The following is a 16112-nucleotide window of genomic DNA, read 5'->3' on the forward strand; positions in this document are numbered from 1 at the left end:
GTAGGTTGGGTTGAGCGCAAGCGAAGCCCAACAGCGCCTCACACCACCGGATAATCCCGAAACACCGATATTCCTTCCGCCTCGATAGCGAGCGCTTCCAGCGTCGGATAGTTACGCCGCTCAATCAGCCCCGGCAGGGCGTAATGCAGGAAGCTCCAGGCCACCGCCGCATCGATGGCATCCTGACCGATAGCGCCTTCGCTCAGCGGCGGGCGCGGACCCAGCCAGGCCTTGTCCAGCGCGCCGCAGGCCGCGCGCAGCTGGCCTTCCACCCGTTGCCGCCAGGGTTCGTGGCGCTTCTCTTCCGGTCGCAGGTCACGCTCGTACACCAGCTGCACCGCCTTCTCGCATAGGGCCAGGGCCAGGCCGATCCGACTCAAGGCGGTCGCCCGGGCGGCCTGGCCGTGAGGTAGCAACTGCCGGCTACCGCAGGCGAGGTGCTGGGCATAGTCGAGGATCAACGACGAATCCATCAGCCGCTGACCATCCAGGCAGATCAGGGTCGGCGCCTTGACCACCGGGTTGAAGGTACGAAAGCGCTCGACGTCACGGAAGACCGAGAGCTGGCGCAGCTCGAAGGGCAACGCCAGCAGACGAAGGGAGATCGCGACCCGCCGCACATAGGGGGAGTCGAGCATGCCGATGAGTTGCATGGGAGGCGTCCTGTCAGAAAGAGTGAATCCTGTTTCACGTGGAACGTCACCCTTACTGCGCGTTTCACGCCAGGTGCCGCTCTGGACAAGACATTAAGGATTCGGTGAAGCTGCTTCCAGCGAGAAAATCTGACGGAATCGTTAAGGAAGTCTTACATGTCGCGCGTGCCGCCGTTGAATGCCCTGCGCTGCTTCGAAGCGGTTGCCCGCCTGGGCAGCGTGACCCGCGCCGCCAGCGAGTTGCACCTCACCCACGCCGCGGTCAGTCAGCAGGTGAAGGGCCTGGAGCACCAACTGGGCATGGTGCTGTTCGAACGCCAGGGACGCGGTATCGAGGTCACGGGCGACGGTCGGGTCTATGCCGAGCAGGTCCGCCAACTGCTCGACGACCTGGGCGAGGCGACCCGGCGCCTGCAGGCCCGCCCGCGGCGCAACGAGCTGGTATTGGCTACCTTTCCTTCTTTCGCCGCGCACTGGTTGCTGCCGCGGTTGCCCCGCTTTCGCGCCCTGTACCCGGAGTACCGCATCCGCCTGCAGACCAGTCTGGACTTCCAGGACCTGCGCCAAGGCATGGTGGACATCGGGGTACGCATGGGCGAAGGGCAGTGGGATGGCCTGACGGCGCAATGGCTGTTCCAGGACGATGTCCTGCTGGTGGCCGCGCCCGACTACGATGGCGGCCGCCTGCCGCGCACTTTGGAGGAGGCCCTGGCGCAGCCGCTTATGCATACGGAAGAGACCTGGCGGCCTTGGGGTGAAGCGGCTGGCATCGACCGGGCGGCCGCCTCGTGCACCATCAGCATGAACGATTCCAACCTGGTGCTGGAGGCGCTCCGCCTGGGCCAGGCGCTGGCACTGGAAAGACGCAGTCTGGTGCAGGCGGCGCTGGACGAGGGTCGTCTGGTCCAGCTCAGCCCGGTGGTGGCGCCCTATCCGTACGCCTACTGGCTGGTCTGGCCGGAGCGGGCGGAGTCGGCGGAAAAGCAGGAACGCTTCGGCGCCTGGCTGCACGCCGAGGCAGCGATCTATCTGGAGGGGCTGGCCACCTCGGCGACGGCCTGAGGCGGCCAGTCCAGAGGCTCAGCGCAGCAGCAGCTTGCGACGGCCGTCCGGCCAGACTTCCCAGAGTTGATCGTTGATGCGCTGCACCTGGCTGGTGGTGCGTCTCATGGTACTGATGGCGGCCCGCAGCGCCTGGCTGCTGGCGGTATCAACGAGGTTACCGGCGCCGTTGCTCTCGGCCTTGGCGCGCTCCATAGCTACAGTGTTCATTGACGCCTCCCCGAGCTCGGCTATAGACGGCGAAAGTGCCGTAGCCCAAAGACTGTCCCGCACCGGCAAGATTCCGCGTCCGCGGCGGTCACCGTTCAAGCTGTGATCCACGTCCTGAGCATGTTGTGGCCTGTTGAGCGTATTGGCGCAAAGGCTGCCTTCTGTACGGATATACAGATTAGTCCTTGCGCCGCTCGCGCAGGCTTTGCATCCTGTGGCGATTCCCTTCGCGCGACGCCGACCATGCAGCTGTATCTCTGCGAAAAACCCTCCCAGGCCAAGGACATCGCCCGTGTCCTTGGCGCCACCCGGCGCGGCGAGGGCTGCCTGCAGGGGCAGGGCGTGACCGTGACCTGGTGCATCGGCCATCTGCTGGAAACGGCGCCGCCAGATGCCTATGACGCCCGCTACAAGCGCTGGTCACTGGATGATCTGCCCATCGTCCCCGAGCAATGGAAGCTGCAGGTCAAGAAGACCACCGGCAGCCAGTTCAAGGCGGTCAAGCGCCTGCTGGGCGAGGCCAGCGAATTGGTGATCGCCACCGACGCCGACCGCGAGGGCGAGATGATCGCCCGCGAGCTGGTGGACCACTGTCGCTATCGCGGGCCGATCCGCCGGCTGTGGTTGTCGGCGCTGGACGATGTTTCCATCCGCCGCGCCCTGGCCGCGCTCAAGCCCGGCGCCGACACCTACGGGCTTTACCAGTCGGCCTTGGGGCGTTCGCGGGCCGACTGGCTGATCGGCATGAACATGAGTCGGCTGTTCACCCTGCTGGGACGGCGCTCGGGCTACCAGGGCGTGCTCTCGGTCGGGCGAGTGCAGACCCCGACCCTGCGCCTGGTGGTGGATCGCGATCGCGCCATCGCGGCTTTCGTGCCGGTGCCCTTCTGGACCGTGGAAGCCACGCTGGACGCCTCGGGCAGTCGCTTCCAGGCCCAGTGGCAGCCCCCGGAGGACGTCTGCGACGACCAGGGCCGGTGCTTGAAGCCGGACGTCGCCCAGGCGGCAGCCCAGGCTATCGAAGCGGCCGGCCAGGCACGGCTGGTCAGGCTCAAGACCGAGCGCATCCGTGAAGCGGCGCCCTTGCCCTTCGATCTGGGTACCCTGCAGGAGGTCTGCTCCAAGCGCTTCAACCTGGGTGCCCAGCAGACCCTCGACATCGCCCAGGCGCTCTACGAAACCCACAAGCTGATCACCTATCCGCGCAGCGATTGCGGCTACCTGCCGCTGTCCCAGCACGCCGAGGCAGCGGCGCTGCTGGCGGCCTTGCTGGGCGCCGATAGCAGTCTCGCGCCGCTGCGCGAGCACCTGGACGCCAGCCGTCGTTCGCGGGCCTGGAACGACGCCAAGGTCAGCGCCCACCACGGCATCATCCCGACCCTGGTGACGCGCGATCTGGGCCGCCTGAGTCCCCAGGAGCGCAACGTCTACGGCCTGATCCGCGCGCGCTATCTAGCGCAGTTCCTGCCGCATCATGAATTCGACCGCACCCAGGCCGACTTCGCAGCCGGCGGCGAACGGCTGCGCGCCACCGGCAAGCGGCTGGTGGAACCGGGCTGGCGCCGCGCCCTGCCCGAGGCCCTGACGCCACCGAAAGGCCGCGAGGCGCCGCCGCCCCAGGCGCTGCCCACCTTGCATGAGGGCGCGGACTATCCGGTGGTCGAGGTGCGCTGCAAGGATCAACTGACCCAGCCGCCCAAACCCTTCACCGAGGGCGATCTGATCAAGGCGATGAAGAACGTCGCCAAGCTGGTGGAAGACCCGGCGCTCAAGCAGAAGCTCAAGGACACCACCGGCATCGGCACCGAAGCGACCCGCGCCAGCATCATCCAGGGCCTGCTGGACCGCGGCTACCTGGTCAAGCAGGGCAAGGCCCTGGCGGCGACGCCGGCGGCCTTCGGCCTGATCGACGCCGTACCCCGCGCCATCGCCGATCCGGGGACCACGGCGCTCTGGGAGCAGGCGCTGGATCGGGTGCAGGAGGGCGAACTGAGCCTGGCCGAATTCGTCGCCAAGCAATCGGCCTGGATGGGCAAGCAGGTGGAGCGCTGTCTCGGCCTGACCCTGACCATCAGCGGCCCGCCACCTGCCGGCAAGGGCGCGCCCTGGAAGAAGAAGCGGCGCACCGGTGGGAGCAAGGCCAAGGCGACGGCGAAGACGGCTGGCGCTCCGCCGCGGGCACGCAAGCCGAGGGTCAAGCCGGGCTGAGGGTGGCGAAGAGGCGTTCGAGTACGGCTTCGGGCTGGGTCAGGACGTCGTGGTTCCAGAAGCGCAGGATCTGGAAGCCTTGGGCTCGCAGCCAGGCATCGCGCTCGCGGTCGGCCGGGCTGTCCTGATGCTGGCCGCCGTCCAGCTCGATCACCAGGCGGGCTTCCAGGCAGACGAAGTCCAGGATGTAGCGGCCATGGGGATGCTGGCGGCGGAACTTGAGTCCTTGCAGACGCTTGCCACGCAGGTGCTGCCAGAGGGCGCGTTCGGCATCGGTCTGGTTGCGGCGCAGGCTGCGGGCGTGGGTGATGAGGGGCATGGGAATCCGTTCCCTTGGGTTTTTGGTGTTGGGTTTGCCCTCACCCCAGCCCTCTCCCGGAGGGAGAGGGGGCGGTATGGAGTGGGCGGATGCGGTGGAGTATCGCCTGAGGATTTTGGCTTGGTGATGGCTCTGGCGTGAGGGTTCTGCGGGTTCTCAGTTTGGGCTTGCTGGGTAGGAAATAGCTAGGGACTGAAGGCGCTTGGGGGCGGGTTTGCCCTCACCCCAGCCCTCTCCCGGAGTGTATAGCCCGGAGACATGGTGGACACCTGTTCGAGGACAAGGTGGACAGGTGTCAGGCGACGGAACGTCCCGTCGTCGCCGTCCGGGTGTGTGCGTTCAAACACGCGATGCGCCAGGTGCGCCAGAACACGTCGTACTGGCCGTCCACGCTCTCAGCACGGATCAGCACGGGCTCGCCGATGAAGGCCTTGCCCACGTGCCACTGCTGGCCTCGCCAGTTGATGAGCCCCTGATCGCGTACCGTGCGGACGATACCGCCTTCAGCGTACAACGGCGCGGATGGCGTGTGGCAATAGGCGCGGGGGCTGGGTTGATGCGTGTCTGGGGCAACTGCATGCCCAGCGCCTGATGCGGCCGCTGGGCATTGTAAAGCTGTCGCCAGTGGTCGAAGGCCCGCTGCGCCTTGTCCAGGTCTGCCCACGGCGGGCCTTGCAGGACTTCGGCCTTGAGCGTGCGGTGGAAGCGTTCGTCCTTGCCCTGCGTCTGCGGATGATAGGGGCGCGAATGGCTGACCCGGATGCCCTGGGCCATCAGCCAGACGTCCAACCGAGTGTAATGCTGGCCGTCCGTGCCCCAGGGGCTGCCGTTGTCCATGGTCATTCGCGCCGGCAGGCCATAGCGCTCGAAGGCGGCGATCAGGCACTGACGCACGGTGCTTTCCCGCTCGTCGCCGCAGGCCTGCAACACCACTGCGTAGCGCGAATGGTCGTCCAATACGGTCAACGGATGACAGCGTCCCCGCAACAGGGGTACATGCCCCTTGAAGTCCATCTGCCACAGATCGTTGGCGTGCGGGTGTTCAAAGCGCTGCCAGGGCTTGGCCGCCGCTGAAGCAGCCGCGCTCACCGCGCCGTGGCGGACCAGGATCGCATGTACCGTACTGATAGCCGGCATCGGCACGCCCTGATCCTCCAGCCGACGCGCCAGCTTACGTGCTCCCCAAGCCGGGTGCTGCGCGCGCAAGGCCATGACCTGCGCCTCCTGTTCCGCTGCACAGCGGCTTGGCGACGTCGCTGGACGGCGCGAGCGATCCGTCAGCGCCTCACCGGCCCTGGCACGCGCCAGCCACTTGTATCCCGTCGTCGGACTAATCCCGAAGCGGCGACACAGTAGGCGTACGTTCGCTCCCGTCTGTTGGGCCAAGCCAACAAATTCTTCGCGTAGCTCCATCGTGGACCTCTCCTGCCACAGCATCGGCCTGCTCCCACCTGCCAAATGCCACAGCGTGAAGTGTCCACCCTGTCTCCGAACAGGTGTTCACTATGTCCCCGGGCCATACACCGGAGGGAGAGGGGGCGGTGTGGAGCGAGGGTGATGTTATGAAGTATCGCCTGAGGATTTTGGCTTGGCGATGGCTCTGACGCGAGGGTTTTGCGGGTTTCCAGTCTGGGCTTTCTGAGTAGGAAATAGCTAGGGACTGAAGGCGCTATGGCGTTGGGTTTGCCCTCACCCCAGCCCTCTCCCGGAGGGAGAGGGGGTAACAAGGTGCGATGGGCTACTGCTGAGTATCGCCTGGTACCTGGACTCGTCCAGATCGCAGAAATCGCTATCGCGGCAACTCTGAGAACATCTGTGGAGCGTGATCTGGAGGGGAGACCCGCCTCCCGCTCCAGACAACTCCCTCTCCCTCCGGGAGAGGGTTTGGGTGAGGGGGCGCACAAGCCCCCGCCCGGCTTACTTCTTCTCGAACGCCGCCGCCGCGGTGGCGTAGGCCGCTTCGTGGTAGTCGAACTCGGCCGACTGGACCAGCAGGGTTTCCTCGTCCTCGGTGAAGGCGATCACCGGGCGGTAGGAGACGCCATCCGCCTGGATCTCGGATTCGTCGATGAGCTTGGAGAGGTCGAAGGCGAAGTCGCCGCAGATGGCCTTGGCCTGGGCGTCGGTGATGCCGTGTTTCTTCAGGGCATCACGCAGCAGGGTGCTCCATTGGTATTGGAACTGGAGACCCAGTTTGGCATAGCTGGGACCGTAGTCGATTTCCATGAGTGTGTAACCGGGGCTTGGGAGGAGGGGGCGAACTCGCCACATTGGCCGGAGGAACGGCCGATGCGACGGCTGCCGGTGACACTACGATGGCGTGCCGGAAAGCCCAGGTGAAGGGGAGCGGGCCGGACGGCCAAATCTTGCCACCGAGAGGCCCGCACCCCGGACGAGCGGTTATTCGTGCACGATGCGCGAGTGGTCGCGGGTGTCCTTCATGAAGACGTAGACCAGCAGCGAGCAGGCGATGCAGCCGGTTACGTACCAGTAGTAGCCGCTCTCCATGCCGATGCTCTTGAACCACAGGGCCATGTACTCGGCGGTGCCGCCGAAGATGGACACGGTGAGGGCATAGGGCAGACCGACGCCGAGGGCGCGGATCTCGGTGGGGAACAGCTCGGCCTTCACCACGGCGTTGATCGAGGTGTAGAAGCTGACGATCACCAGCGCCGCCATGATCAGCCAGAAGGCGCCCCACCAGGAGGTGACGCTGCCCAGGGCGGTGAGGATCGGATAGGTGAACAGGGTGCCCAGCACGCCGAAGGCGATCAGCACCGGGCGCCGGCCGATCTTGTCGGAGATCGCCCCGACCAGGGGCTGCAGCAGCATGAAGAGGAACAGGGTGGCCGCCGAGATGGAGGTGGCGTCGGTCTTGCTCATGCCCACCGAGTTGACCAGGTATTTCTGCATGTAGGTGGTGTAGGTGTAGAAGGCCAGGGTGCCGCCCATGGTCAATCCGACCACGGTGAAGAATTCCTTGGGATGCCGCGCCAGGGTGCGCATCAGGGATTCCTTGGGCTTTTCGGACTTCTTGAAGGAGCTGGTCTCTTCCATGCCGCGGCGCAGGTAGAGGGCGGTCACGGCGCAGGCGGCGCCGATGACGAAGGGGATGCGCCAGCCCCAGCTTTCCAGCTGCTGCACGGTGAGCAGTTGCTGCAGCACGATGAGGGTGGCCAGGGCCAGCAACTGACCGGAGATCAGGGTCACGTACTGGAAGCTGGAATAGAACCCGCGGCTTTCCTTGGTGGCCATCTCGCTCAGGTAGGTGGCGGAGGTGCCGTATTCACCGCCCACCGAGAGCCCCTGCAGCAGGCGCGCCAAGACCAGCATGATCGGCGCGGCCACGCCGATGCTGGCGTAGCTGGGGGTGAGGGCGATGATCAGGGAGCCGGCGCACATCATGATCACCGAGACCATCAGCGCGGCCTTGCGTCCGGCCTTGTCGGCGTAGAGGCCCATCAGCCAGCCGCCGATCGGGCGCATCAGGAAGCCCACGGCGAAGATGGCGGCGACGTTGAGCAACTGGGCGGTCTGGTCGCCCTGGGGGAAGAAGGCCTTGGCGAAGTACAGCGAGAAGGCGGCGTAGACGTACCAGTCGAACCACTCGACCAGGTTGCCGACGGAACCGCTGAAGATGGATTTGATGCGTTGCGAGGTGGTCTTGGGCGCGGCCTGGCCGGCCGCGAGGGTAGCGGTGCTATCCACAGGGTGTTCCTCTTGTCGTTGTTATTAGGTACGCGCGGAGCGTCGACAAGGGCTATTGCAGCGGCCGTGCCAAGCCGTGAAGGGGCGTTCTTGCTGGGTTTTCGGTGGCCTGGTAAGCGGAAGTCCGCCAGGACATACGTGGCGATGAGCGGATTTCCGCCTATCGCCGCTCAGTCGCCCTCGGGACCGTCGAGGAAGTCGGCGCGGAGCAGGCCGTGGCGCTGCATCTTCTCGTTCAGGGTGCGCCGGGGCAGTTGCAGTTCGTCCATCACCGCCTTGATCTCGCCACCATGGCGGGCCAGGGCGGCGCGCAGGCACTGGGCTTCGAAGGCTTCCAACTGGTCGGCGAGGGCGTGGCTGGCGGCCGCGCTGGCGGGTGCGCCCAGGCCCAGCACCTCGCGTTCGGCGGCGTTGGCCAGTTCGCGGACGTTGCCCGGCCAGCCATGGCCGAGCAACTGGGCCAGGCGCGCGGCGCCGGGCGGGGTGACCGGGCGGCCCAGGCGCGCGCCGGCCTCGGCGAGGAAGTGGTCGAACAGCAGCGGGATGTCTTCGCGCCGGGCGCGCAGCGGCGGCAGGTGCAACTCGGCGACGTTGAGGCGGTAGGCCAGGTCTTCGCGGAAGCGGCCGGCGCGGGCTTCTTCGAGCAGATCCGGCTTGGTGGCGGCGACGATGCGCAGGTCCAGGGCGATGCTCTGGTTGGAGCCCAGGCGCTCCAGGCGCTGTTCCTGCAGCACCCGGAGGAGCTTGACCTGCTGGGCCAGGGGCATGCTCTCGATCTCGTCGAGGAACAGGGTGCCGCCGTTGGCGTATTCCAGTTTGCCGATGCGCTTGCCCTGGGCGCCGGTGAAGGCGCCGCTCTCGTGGCCGAACAATTCGCTCTCGAACAACTGCTCGGGAATGGCCGCGCAATTGAGGGCGACGAAGGCCTTGCCGGCGCGCGGGCCGAAGTCGTGCAGGCAACGGGCGACCAGTTCCTTGCCGCTGCCGGTCTCGCCGCGCAGCAAGACGTTCACCGGCGTCGGCGCCAGGTCGAGGATCTGCTGGCGCAGCCGGACGACACCGGGCGAGACCCCCAGCAGCCGACGGGCGAGGGCACTCTGGTCGTCCACCCGGCGGTGCAACTGGCGGTTCTCCAGCACCAGCCGGCGCTTTTCCAGGGCCCGACCGAGATCGCCCAGCAAGGCCCCGGGGCTGAAGGGTTTTTCCAGGAAGTCGTAGGCGCCCTGGCGCATGGCGGTCACTGCCAGGGCGACGTCGCCGTGGGCGGTGAGCAGGATCACCGGCAGGTCGCGATCCAGCGCCTGCAGCCGGTCCAGCAGGGCCAGGCCGTCCATGCCGGGCATGCGCACGTCGCTGACCACCACCCCGGCGAAGTCCGGGGTCACCGCTGCCAGGCAGTCTTCGGCGCGGGCGAACAGCCGCACCTGATGCCCGGACAGCTCCAGCCACTGGCGTACCGCCTCGCGGATGCTGGCTTCGTCGTCGACCAGATAGACCTGATGTTCCATGGGTGCCCCTCGCGGACCGTGCGCCGTCACCTTGCCCGAAGGCGGCGGGGCGGTCGAGTCCTCAATCGGCGGCGGATAGCAGCGGCAGGCCGAGGCGGGCGCAGGCGCCGCCGTCCGGTCGATTGTCCAGTTCGATGCGGCCGTTCAGGTGCTGGGCCACGGTCTGCACGATGGACAGGCCCAGGCCGGCGCCGTTGGCCGCCCCGCTGCTGTAGAAGCGCTCGAACAGCCGGGGCAGGGCCTCGGCGGGGATGCCGGGCCCCTGGTCGAGGATGAGGAGGTCCGCCCAGTCGGCGCCGACTTCCAGCCGCACCTGGATCTCACCGCCAGGGGGCGAGACGTTGACCGCGTTGGTCAGCAGATTCTGCAGGGCGATGCCGAGCATGGCGCTGTCGCCCCGCACCTGGGCCGCGGTGGGCGGTGCCTCGAAGCTGAGGTCGAAACCCTTGTCGAGAATCCAGGGGCCCAGTTCTTCCAGGGTGGCGCCAACGGCGGTGCGCAGCTCGAAGCGCTGCTCGTCGCTCCAGCTCGGTCGGGGTTCCAGGCGGGCGAGGATCAACAGCTGGTTGACCACCCGGGTCAGGCGATCGGTACCGCTGACGACGAATTTCAGCGCCTCATCGCGGGCCGCCGCGGTCTGGGCGGACAGGGCGTTCTGGGCGTGCAGGCGCAGCACCGCCAGTGGGGTGCGCAGCTCGTGGGCGGCATCGGCGATGAAGCGGCGCTCGCGTTGCAGCAGTTGTTCGATCTGCAAGAGCAGGCGATTCAGCGCGGCCTGCATGGGTTCCAGCTCGCGCGGCAGCGGCTCGAGGTGCAGCGGTTGCAGGGATTCTGGATCGCGGTGGCGGATCAGCGCCGCCATGCGCCGCAAGGGTCGCAGGCCCCAGCCGATGGCCAGCCAGGCCAGCAGGGAGAGCAGCACCAGGCCGACTAGGTGCGGGGTGAGGGTATGACGCAGGATGCGGCGAACCAGATCGGCGCGCACCTCGTCGCGCTCGCCGACCCAGAGCATCAGGTCATGCTCGGGATCGGGCAGCAGGAAGCCGTACCAGCCGGCGCCGTCCACGGTCAGTTCGGTGAAGCCGGGAGTAGTCGGCAGGGCGAAGGCCGGCGCGTTGGGCGAACGCATCAGCGGAGTACCCCCGGCGTTCCAGGCCTGGAACGCCATCTTGGCTTCGTAGCGGTGGCCATAGGGGCTGTCGGTGACTTCGGCGAGCGCGGCGGTGATGCTGGCATACAGGGCCTGGCGGCCCTCGGCGCGGGGCGCGGCCCGCAGCATGCCCTGGAGGATGCGCGCGCTCTGCGCCAGTTGGGCGTCGTAGATCTCGCCGATCTCGCGCTGGCTGTCGCGGATGTTGGTCAGGGCGATCAGCAGGGTGCCGATCAGCAGCAGCGAGAGCACCAGGCCGACGGTGCGGCGGCGGATGGAGGTCATGGGCATTCGAGCCGGTAGCCGATGCCCCGGACGGTGCGGATCAGGTCGGCGCGCAGTTTCTTGCGCAGGTTGTAGATGTGCACCTCCAGGGTGTTGCTCTCCACGCCCTCGTCCCAGCCGTAGAGCAGCCCCATGAGGCGGTCGCGGCTGAAGATCTTGCCGGGATTGGCCAGCAGTTCGTGCAGCAGCTGGTATTCGCGTGGCGTGAGGTTGACCGGCTGGCCCTCGAAGCTGACCCGCCGGGTGGCCGGGTCCAGCACGATGCCGCCGCCTTCGAGCTGGAGCTGCGAGGGGCCGTTGCGGCGGCGCAGCAGGGCGCGCAGGCGGGCCTTGAGTTCCTTGATGTCGAAGGGCTTGACCAGATAGTCGTCAGCGCCGGCGTCGAGGCCGGCGACCCGATCCTCGGTGTCGTCGCGGGCGGTGAGGATCAGCACCGGGGTGGTGAGACCATTCGCCCGGCTCTGGCGCAGCACCTGGATGCCGTCGAGACGCGGCAGGCCGAGATCCAGCACCACCAAGTCGAAGCCTTCCTCGCGCAGGGCGTGGACGGCGCTCTCGCCGTCCTTGAGCCAGTCCAGGGTGTAGCCCTCTTCGCGCAGGCTGGAGCGGATGCCCGCGCCGAGGTCGGGGTCGTCTTCGATGAGCAGGACGCGCATGGCTCCCTCGTTATTTCAGCTGCTGGTCGACGTCCTTGAGCAACGCGGCGATCTCGCCCCGGCGGCCCTGGTCGGCCAGCTCTCGTCCGGGACGCGGCGCCGCCTGCTGGGCCTTGAGTAGCGCGGCGCGGGCTTCAGCATAGCGCTTCTGGCGATAGAGGTGGTCGCCCCAGAAGTAGAGGGTATCGATGCCGTTCGGGTTGAGGACGAGCGCCTGTTGCAGCAGGCGATCGGCTTCGCTGGCGTCGCCGAAGCCGATGGGCCAGCCGGGCACCCGGTCGTAAAGGGCGGCGAGGCTGGTGTAGGCCGAGCCCTGCAGGGCCTTGGGGTCGAGCTTGAGCGCCTGCTCCAGGTCGGTCCGGGCTTCCTTGACCTTACTGAGGGCGCCGAGGCCGCCCTGGGCACCGGCCCAACTGCTGAGCACGATGCCCTGCCAGATCCAGGCCGGTGCCGACTGCGGCTCGGCCTGGGTGAAGGCGCGGGCCTGACCGGCCAGTTGCTCGAAGGCGGCGGTCTTCTCGCCCGCCGGCAGGCGGTACTGGATCTCGGCCCAGCGCTGCTGGATCTGCGCCAGTCGCTGGGCGTCCTCGGCCAGGGCGAAGGGGCTGGCGAGCAGGGCGGCGAGCAGCAGGCCAAGGGCCTGGCGGGGGGACTTCATGGACGTTTCTCCGGGACGAGGGGGGTATCGGTGAAGCGGCGGATGACCGGCAGCTGACGGCGCAGGGCGCGATCCACCAGGCCGGGCAGCAGGCCGTTGAGGCGCACGAAGAGCTTTTCCGGCCAGCCCAAGTAGAGTTCCTGGCGCTCCTCGACCAGGGCGCGGAGCACCGCGCCGGCGACCACGGCGGGTTCGTCCACCGAACTCTTGAGCGCCTGGTTCAGCGCCATGGCCGCCGGGCTGTTCATCGCCGTGCGGGTGGCGCGCGGGGCGACGTAGAGCACCCGTACCCGGGTGTCGGCCAGTTCGCGGCGCAGCGCCTGGGTGAAGCCGCGCAGGGCGAACTTGCTGGCGCAATAGGGCGCATAACCCGGATAACCAATGGAGCCCAGGGTGGAGCCGATATGGGCGATCACCGCGCGCGGCTGGCGGCGCAGCAGCGGCAGCAGCAGGCGGGTCAACTGGATGGCGGCGCCGAGGTTGACCGCCAGCATGGCGTCGATGGCGTCTTCGTCGAGGGCTTCGAGCAGGGCGAATCTGTTGCTGCCCGCGGCGTTGAGCAGCACGTTGACGCCCTGGCCGCGACTGGCCTCGGCCAGCACCGCCTGGCGGTCGGCGCGCTGGGTGAGGTCGGCATCGAACAGGCGCAACCGGGCGCCGAAGCGCTCGACCAGCGGCTGCAGGACGCTCGTGTCACGCGCCACCGCCAGCACCTGGGCACCGCCGGCGCAGAGTTGCTCCACCAGCGGCAGGCCGATGCCGCCGCTGGCGCCGGTGAGCAGGATGCGGCACTCAGGCAGCTGCATGGTGCTGCTCCGGCTGCCGACCGGCGCCGGGCAGGGCGCGGAACATGTCGGCATAGAGGCGATAGACCACTTTGGCGACGTGGATCACCGCGGCCTGATCGGCCGGGTCGTCCAGGCGATCCATCAGCTGGCGATAGGTCGCCATGTGTTCCTGGTCGAGGCTGCCGTGGGAATCCAGGTAGCTGAAGGCCGTGGCCGGCAGGCCCAGGCCGCTGCGGATGGCGCCGGCCGCCTGGGTGGCCAGGGCGATGCTGGTGCCTTCCAGCACGTTGACCATGCCGAACAGCCCGACCGGATTGTCGCGGGCGATGAAGTCGTAGAGATAGGCCACCATCAACTCGATGGGCAGCTCCGGGCGGCTGAGGCGTACGGCGTCGGCGTCGCCCCCGCAGGCGGCGATGTCGTTGAGGATCCACTGGTCGTGGCCGTATTCCTCTTCGATGTATTCGCAGACCGCGCCGCGCAGCCATTCCAGGCGCGCCGGTAGCCGCGCGCCGCAGGCCATCATCAGGGGAGCGGTGTGGCGGACGTGGTGAAAGGCCTGGCCGAGGAAGGCGAGGTAGCTCTCCAGGGAGACGTCACCGACCAGGGCGGCGCGGATGATGGGCACCTCGAACAGCGCCTGGCGCTCCGCGGCGGTTTCGGCTTGCAGGGTGGCGAAGAAACTCATGGGTGTACCTCCAGAAGATCCGAGAGCAGGGCCGCGTGGTGCGCCTGGATGGCGTCGCGGCGTAGGCGTCCGGTCGCGGTGAGCAGGCCGTTGGCGGGGGTGAAGGGTTCGGCGAGCCGGTGCCAGGCGCCGATGCGGGCATAGTCGGGCAGCCGCTGGTTGAGGCGGGCGACCTGATCCGCGAGAAAGGTGTCGGGCAGCTCCGGCTGGCGCGGCCAGAGCAGCGCCACCAGGTGGTGGGCGCCTTCGCCCTGGACATAGGCCTGGGCGATGGGACCACCTTGGGTGAGTTCGGCCTCGATCCAGCCGGGGTCGACGTTGCGGCCCGAGGCCAGGCTGAACTGGTGCTTCTTGCGTCCGCGCAGGTACAGATAGCCGTCGGCGTCGAAGTGGCCGAGGTCACCGGTGGCGATCTCGTCGCTGGCGCTGTCGGGCTGACCCAGGTAGCCGGCGAAGTCGGCGCCGCCGACCAGCACCTCGCCATCGGCGGCCAGGCGCAGGCGGACGTGGGGCAGGGGTTGGCCGACGCTGCCCAGACGGGTCGCACCGGGGCGGTTGAGGGCCACCACCGAAGCGCACTCCGACAGGCCGTAGCCCTGGAACACCGGCAGGTCGAGGGCGGCGGCGCGGGCCAGCAGGGCCTCACTGAGCGGCGCCCCACCCACGGCGGCGAAGCTCAGCTCGTCCAGCCGCAGCAGGCCGCGCTCGCCCAGTTCCACCAGGCCTTGCAGCAATTGCGGCATGAGGATCAGGCTGTGCGCCTGGCGCTGCTGCAGACAACCGGCCAGGCGTGCCCAGTCGATACCGGTGGAGCCGGTGATGCCCTGCTCGGCGCCGTCCAGGACCAGCACCTCGGCGCCAGCCAGCAGGGCGGCGTAGACGCCGAGGTTCTCCAGCAGGATGCCCAGCGACAGCAGGACCTGGTGACGCCGGGGCGCCAGGGGCCGGCTGGCGGCTTCCAGGCTGGCGGCCACCCGCAGCAGGGCGGTGGCCCGCAGGCAGACGCCCTTGGGCGTACCGGTGGTGCCGGAGGTGTAGGTGAGCTTGGCGGTGCGCGCGGGCAGCGGGCGGCGCTCGCTGGCGGGCCGCCGCCAGGCGCCGTCGACCGGGCTGAAGCCGGCGGCGGTCCATTCCGGGCTGCGTTCGGCGCGGCCCAGTACCAGGTCGGCGCCGCTGTCACCCAGCACATGGGCGCGCTGCCCGGCGCTGAAGAAGTCCGGCAGCACCACGCAGGGAATACCGGCGCGCAGGGCGGCCAGGTCCCAGGCCAGCAGCTCGGGGCCATTGGGCAGGTCCAGCGCCAGGCGCTGCACCTCCCGCTCGCGCAGCCAGGCGGCGCGGGCGGTGAGTTCCTGCAGCAGCCGGGCGTAGCTCCAGGTCTCGTGACTGCCGACCAGCGCCGGGCGGGCGGTGTGCCAGGCGTGCTGTTCCAGGGTGGTGAAGAAGTCGGCGACGGGATTGGCTTCAGGCGACATGGCAGTCCTCCGCCGGGAGTGTGGGCAGGCCCAGGCGGGCGAAGACGCCGGCGTGCAGCAACTGGCGGTAACCCTGCTGGATGTCGCCGGCACAGACCTGGGGATCGTTGCGGTAATAGGAGCCCCAGCGCTCGCGCTCGGCGCCCAGGCGGGCCGGATCGGCCGCGGCGAGGATCTGCGGCGCCAGGCCAAGGCGGTGGAAGCTGTTGATCAGCCGCGTCGCCCCGGTGAAGGTCACCCAGCGCAGGCCGCTGCGGGCCAGCAGCCAGGTGGTGACGACGATCAGCAGGCGTGCCTGGCCGGCAGTCAGGGCGGCCAGATTGCCGACCTCCACCACCTCGCTCCGGTCGATGGCCTGACCGAGCGCGGCCGCGAGGCAGGCTTCCACCGGTTGCGCCAGGTAGGTCTCCAGGAACAGCGCCTGGTCGCGGGCCGGGCGCAGCCCCACCGCCGCCTGCAGGCTCTGATCGGCCGTGCGCAGGGTGAGCAGAAACGGCAGGAAGTGGGCGATGCGAGCGCCGTGTTCCAGGGCGAAGCGTGTGGCGATGAAGGCCTCGGTGGCCGGGCGGGCGGGGTCGTCGTGGGATTCCAGCCGGGCCAGGAGCGAACCGCCACGGTCGGCCAGGGTGAAGCTCGCGGAAGAGTGCCAGGTGACGTCGAACATCGCGACCGCTCCAGGGGAGTACGGCGCTCAGTCTTGGCGATCAAACTGAAGCCAATCTGAAGTACGCCTTCATCGCCGCT

15 protein-coding genes and 1 pseudogene are annotated in these 16112 nt (G+C 68.3%); 2 read left to right on the forward strand and 14 right to left on the reverse strand.

The genetic code is table 11. The annotated features are described in order from the left end of the window. Positions 1–38: 38 nt before the first annotated feature. Positions 39–653 carry a glutathione S-transferase gene (locus FAZ11_RS14635; protein ID WP_058772112.1) on the reverse strand — a complete coding sequence of 205 codons (615 nt, stop codon included), beginning with the start codon at positions 651–653 and terminating at the stop codon, positions 39–41. A 156-nt stretch (positions 654–809) separates the two neighbouring features. On the opposite strand from FAZ11_RS14635, the gene FAZ11_RS14640 reads away from it, so the two are divergent. Further along, the gene (locus FAZ11_RS14640; protein WP_058772113.1) at positions 810–1715 is read left to right on the forward strand and encodes a LysR substrate-binding domain-containing protein; all 906 of its coding nucleotides are present in this window, start codon (positions 810–812) and stop codon (positions 1713–1715) included. An 18-nt stretch (positions 1716–1733) separates the two neighbouring features. On the opposite strand, the gene FAZ11_RS14645 is transcribed toward FAZ11_RS14640, so the two are convergent. Then, on the reverse strand, positions 1734–1925 hold the full coding sequence (locus tag FAZ11_RS14645; protein WP_137279516.1) for a hypothetical protein: 192 nt from the start codon (positions 1923–1925) through the stop codon (positions 1734–1736). A 243-nt stretch (positions 1926–2168) separates the two neighbouring features. Here FAZ11_RS14645 and FAZ11_RS14650 point away from each other — a divergent pair, with 243 nt between their 5' ends. Further along, positions 2169–4133 (forward strand): DNA topoisomerase III, encoded by a 1965-nt coding sequence (locus FAZ11_RS14650; protein WP_058772114.1) that lies wholly within the window; start codon positions 2169–2171, stop codon positions 4131–4133. Here FAZ11_RS14650 and FAZ11_RS14655 read toward each other — a convergent pair. The 12 genes and pseudogenes from FAZ11_RS14655 to FAZ11_RS14710 all read right to left on the reverse strand — a co-directional run bounded on the left by FAZ11_RS14655 (position 4120) and on the right by FAZ11_RS14710 (position 16032). Continuing rightward, complete coding sequence (locus FAZ11_RS14655; RefSeq protein ID WP_058772115.1) at positions 4120–4452, reverse strand: endonuclease domain-containing protein; 333 nt, start codon at positions 4450–4452, stop codon at positions 4120–4122. The two genes, FAZ11_RS14650 and FAZ11_RS14655, sit on opposite strands and share 14 nt — an antisense overlap. A gap of 346 nt (positions 4453–4798) precedes the next feature. Further along, positions 4799–5889: pseudogene (locus FAZ11_RS14660) on the reverse strand (IS481 family transposase); the annotation flags it as partial. Positions 5890–6369: 480 nt separating this feature from the next. Next, positions 6370–6678 carry a hypothetical protein gene (locus FAZ11_RS14665; RefSeq protein ID WP_058761698.1) on the reverse strand — a complete coding sequence of 103 codons (309 nt, stop codon included), beginning with the start codon at positions 6676–6678 and terminating at the stop codon, positions 6370–6372. 174 nt (positions 6679–6852) lie between these two features. Then, a complete protein-coding gene (locus tag FAZ11_RS14670; protein ID WP_058766574.1) occupies positions 6853–8160 on the reverse strand; it encodes an MFS transporter in 1308 nt (435 codons plus the stop codon). A 170-nt stretch (positions 8161–8330) separates the two neighbouring features. Further along, positions 8331–9668, reverse strand: a complete 1338-nt coding sequence (locus FAZ11_RS14675) for a sigma-54-dependent transcriptional regulator (RefSeq protein WP_058772116.1) — start codon at positions 9666–9668, stop codon at positions 8331–8333. 61 nt (positions 9669–9729) lie between these two features. Then, complete coding sequence (locus tag FAZ11_RS14680; protein ID WP_058772117.1) at positions 9730–11103, reverse strand: sensor histidine kinase; 1374 nt, start codon at positions 11101–11103, stop codon at positions 9730–9732. Beyond that, positions 11100–11759 carry a response regulator transcription factor gene (locus FAZ11_RS14685; RefSeq protein ID WP_058761694.1) on the reverse strand — a complete coding sequence of 220 codons (660 nt, stop codon included), beginning with the start codon at positions 11757–11759 and terminating at the stop codon, positions 11100–11102. The genes FAZ11_RS14680 and FAZ11_RS14685 overlap by 4 nt, the downstream gene beginning before the upstream one ends. Before the next feature lie 10 nt (positions 11760–11769). Continuing rightward, on the reverse strand, positions 11770–12417 hold the full coding sequence (locus tag FAZ11_RS14690; RefSeq protein WP_058772118.1) for a tetratricopeptide repeat protein: 648 nt from the start codon (positions 12415–12417) through the stop codon (positions 11770–11772). Next, positions 12414–13223 carry an SDR family oxidoreductase gene (locus FAZ11_RS14695; RefSeq protein WP_058772119.1) on the reverse strand — a complete coding sequence of 270 codons (810 nt, stop codon included), beginning with the start codon at positions 13221–13223 and terminating at the stop codon, positions 12414–12416. Before FAZ11_RS14695 ends, FAZ11_RS14690 begins: the two co-directional genes overlap by 4 nt. Continuing rightward, positions 13210–13893: an iron-containing redox enzyme family protein gene (locus FAZ11_RS14700; RefSeq protein WP_058772120.1), complete on the reverse strand. Its 684-nt coding sequence runs from the start codon at positions 13891–13893 to the stop codon at positions 13210–13212. Before FAZ11_RS14700 ends, FAZ11_RS14695 begins: the two co-directional genes overlap by 14 nt. After that, complete coding sequence (locus FAZ11_RS14705) at positions 13890–15368, reverse strand: AMP-binding protein (protein ID WP_058772121.1); 1479 nt, start codon at positions 15366–15368, stop codon at positions 13890–13892. The genes FAZ11_RS14700 and FAZ11_RS14705 overlap by 4 nt, the downstream gene beginning before the upstream one ends. Further along, positions 15358–16032: a thermostable hemolysin gene (locus tag FAZ11_RS14710; protein WP_058772122.1), complete on the reverse strand. Its 675-nt coding sequence runs from the start codon at positions 16030–16032 to the stop codon at positions 15358–15360. The genes FAZ11_RS14705 and FAZ11_RS14710 overlap by 11 nt, the downstream gene beginning before the upstream one ends. Positions 16033–16112 lie beyond the last annotated feature (80 nt).

Origin of the sequence: Pseudomonas rhizoryzae (genome assembly GCF_005250615.1) — a bacterium.
Taxonomy (GTDB): Bacteria; Pseudomonadota; Gammaproteobacteria; order Pseudomonadales; family Pseudomonadaceae; genus Chryseomonas; species Chryseomonas rhizoryzae.